The following is a 3,131-nucleotide window of genomic DNA, read 5'->3' as shown; positions in this document are numbered from 1 at the left end:
GTCATTTTTTCTTTCCATTCGGTCGTGCCTTCGCGCACCAGCTCACGCAGGGTGAGTTCCTGATCGCCGACGCGGACGATACGACCATAGTTTTGCCCGATGTACTGCCCCACTTGCACATGCTGCGTCTTGTCCCCGACAGACACGACGCCTTCGGTCACGCCATTGCGCTTCATCGTCCCGAGCAGCTTGAAGGCTTCCAGCGGATAGTCTTCCAGCGGCTCGTGGCGATGCCCCGGCTCCGGCGATTCGTTTTGCGCGCGCGAGAGCTCCGCCACCTTCTGCAGACTGAACGGGTCGGTCTGCTTGGTGGTCGTGTATTCGCGCGGCGCGTATGGCTTGGGTTCGGGCAGCGGCGCCAGCTTGGTGCTGACGCTGCTGCGCGCCTGCTGCATCCATTGGTCCAGCTCGTCGTCGGCGCTGGCGCCGCAGGCGGCCAGTACGACCGCCAGGCACATCGGCACGATGCGCACGAGTTGCGTCATCCGGCGGCGGCTCATGGTGTGGCCCATCATTTGGCGCCTCCCTTGGAGGCGGCAGCAGCCTTGCGCTGGGCGGCCTGCTCATCCGGATCGAGCGCGCGATAGGCTTCTGCGCGAGCTTCCATCACCATGCTGCCGTCCTTGGTGCCAGTGAGCGACATGTCCTGCAGAGTCACGATCCGCGACAGTGCGGCAACGTCAGCCGCAAACAGCGCCATGTCGTGATAGCGGCCATTGACCTTCACGGCAACCGGGATCTCGGCGTAATACGGCTTGACCACGGCCGACGCGGGGCGGAACAGGTCGAACGTCAGCCCGCGCGCGATGCCGGCATGGTTGACGTCGGCCAGCAGCGCATCCATTTCGGTCTTGTTCGGCAGTTGCAGTTCGAGCTTGGCGACGCGACGCTCGACCTCGACCTTTTGCTGGCGCAGCGCCTCGAGATTGATCACCTGGGCCAGCTTGCTCTGGTAGGCGGATTTCAGCTGCTCCTGCTCGCTGCGCTTGGCATCGCGCTCGTCGAACTTGCCGCTCCAGTAGAACTGCCAGCCGAGTGCCACCACCAGCAGAGCGGCGACGATCATGAACAGGATGCGCGGCGCGATCGGCCACGTTTCCGGCTCGTTCAGGTTCAGACCGCGGAACTGGCTGACCAGGTCTTCCAGCGAGATATCGGTAGAGAGGGCCATGGTTTATTTCCCTGCGACTGCACTGGCCGCGCCAGCCGGCTTGCCCGGCGTCTGCGCTTCGGGCGCCTTCCACGCAAAGCGCACCGTGAAGTTGAACAGGCGGCGCTGTTCCTTCAGGTTGTTCGTCATGGTGGTGGCAACGGATTCACCCAGCTCGGCGTGATCCAGCCAGGGCACCGAACCCAGGTTGCGCAGCAGGTCCGACACGCGTTCGTTGGACTGGGCCACGCCCGAGATCGTGAAGCGGTCCTTGTCTTGCTTGAGCGCGGTCAGGTAGATGCCTTCCGGCACCTGGCGCACCAGCTCCTCCAGCATTTGCACCGGGCGGTTGCGCTCGTTCTGCAGGCTCTCGACCGCCTGCTGTCGCTGCAGCAGGTCCTCGATGTCCTTCTTGAGCGTGTTCACCTCGACGATCTGCTTGTCCATCTCGTCGTTCTTCTGCTTGAGCCGCTCGTTGATGCGCTGGGCTTCTTCGGTCTGGTGATCAATCACCATGCCGCCCAGCAACACCGCCACGGCACCCGCGAGCGCAGCGGCCCCCAGGCTCATGAAGACTTTCTTGCGCTTGTCCGCGCGCCGCTCCGCGTGATACGGCAGCAGGTTGATGGTCGGAAGCGCGTTGACGCTGTCGTTGGCGTTGGCCATCGCCCCTCCTTATTGCAGCCCGCGCAGGGCCAAGCCCGCGCTGACGATGTACGCCGGCAGATCACGCTGCAGATAGCGCGCGTTGACGTTCTTGGCCGCGCCCATGTTGGCGAACGGGTTGGCGAGCGTCGTATTGATTTGGGTCTGTTGCTGGATGGCCGTCTGCACGCCCAGCAGCGAGGCGTGGCCGCCCGAGAGCACGATCTCGTCGACACGGCCGACACTGGAGGTCGACATGAAATTCTGGATCGCCTGGCTGATTTCCATCGCCAGCGTCTCCAGCGACGGTTTGAGCAGCTGGGCGCGGTATTCGTCGGGCAGCGTGTTCTTGCGCTTCTTCACCTCGGCCTTGAGCAGGTCGAGCGAGAACAGGCGCGAGATGCTTTGCGTGAGCTGGTCGCCCGAGCCGGACAGCGGCTGCTCGTACAGCTCCTTCCAGCCCTGGTAGAACAGCGCGTGCGAATGGGCACCACCCAGATGGAACATGGCCACCACGGGCATGTCGCGCATCTCGGTTTCGGTGGCATCGGACTTGACCGCGCGCATGTGGGTCATGGCGCGCTGGATGGCGTTCTCTTCCACGTCCATGACGACCGGCTTGAGGCCAGCCATCTCGGCGGCGGTCACGCGCTCGTTCACACGCTCGGACACCGTTGCCGTCACGCGCACGCCGATCCCGCCCTCGGTTTCGGACGGGCCAATCACGACATAGTCGAAATTGACGTTCTGCGACGGCGGATACAGCCGGTTGGCCTCACTCTCGACCTGGACGAACAGCTCATCCTCGGTGAGGTTGTCCGGCAGGCTGACGGTCTGGGACTCGGTCAGGCTGGAAGGAATGGCCAGCACCGCATCCTTGCTGCGAATGCCCGCCTTGGCGATGGCACGCTTGAGCGCGTTGCCCACCGCATCGATGTTGACCAGATTGCCGTCGGCGACGGCACTGCGTTCAATCAGCTCGCTGGCGCACTTCTCGAGACGGAAATCTCCCTGGCTGCCATTGGCGGATAACTCCACCACCTTGACGCTGGAAGATCCGATATCAATCCCGACGATATTGCGGCGCAGCAGGCCGGATAACAAACCCCGTCGCACAGAGACACCCCACCGTTTATATATTTTTGAACCCTGGCGCCCGCTCCACGTCCAACGTGCGCCATAGCCTGCATGGATTTGCTGCTGGATTCTCACAAAATCCTTTAGAACAGGCAAACGCTGCCGCAGGCCTCGGCGCATTTCCCCCACGCAGATTCGTAAAGCGTTGTCAAAACCCCACGGTCGGGGGATACCCCTTTCGTCTGACTTGATTTCCGCT

Annotated in this window: 4 protein-coding genes; all 4 read right to left on the bottom strand. The window is 63.0% G+C overall.

The window, feature by feature from the left end; all coding sequences use genetic code 11:
• The coding region (locus tag QZ609_RS25900; protein ID WP_295501192.1) for a pilus assembly protein PilP at positions 1–515 on the bottom strand (515 nt) is incomplete at its 3' end.
• Positions 512–1,171, bottom strand: coding sequence for a type 4a pilus biogenesis protein PilO (locus QZ609_RS25895; protein ID WP_295501189.1), 660 nt, complete (start codon positions 1,169–1,171; stop codon positions 512–514). The genes QZ609_RS25900 and QZ609_RS25895, both read right to left, overlap by 4 nt.
• A gap of 3 nt (positions 1,172–1,174) precedes the next feature.
• Positions 1,175–1,816: a PilN domain-containing protein gene (locus tag QZ609_RS25890; protein WP_295501186.1), complete on the bottom strand. Its 642-nt coding sequence runs from the start codon at positions 1,814–1,816 to the stop codon at positions 1,175–1,177.
• Between the two features lie 9 nt (positions 1,817–1,825).
• Positions 1,826–2,911: a type IV pilus biogenesis protein PilM gene (locus QZ609_RS25885; RefSeq protein ID WP_295501183.1), complete on the bottom strand. Its 1,086-nt coding sequence runs from the start codon at positions 2,909–2,911 to the stop codon at positions 1,826–1,828.
• Positions 2,912–3,131 lie beyond the last annotated feature (220 nt).

It is taken from the genome of uncultured Ralstonia sp. (genome assembly GCA_913056305.1).
Classification (GTDB): domain Bacteria; phylum Pseudomonadota; class Gammaproteobacteria; order Burkholderiales; family Burkholderiaceae; genus Ralstonia.
Note: the sequence above shows the minus strand (reverse complement) of the source record. Positions and strands in the feature narration are given on the sequence as shown.

Coding starts and splice junctions, on each gene's coding strand:
- QZ609_RS25895 (WP_295501189.1), bottom strand. CDS start 1,171: ATGGCCCTCTCTACCGATATCTCGCTGGAAGACCTGGTCAGCCAGTTC.
- QZ609_RS25890 (WP_295501186.1), bottom strand. CDS start 1,816: ATGGCCAACGCCAACGACAGCGTCAACGCGCTTCCGACCATCAACCTG.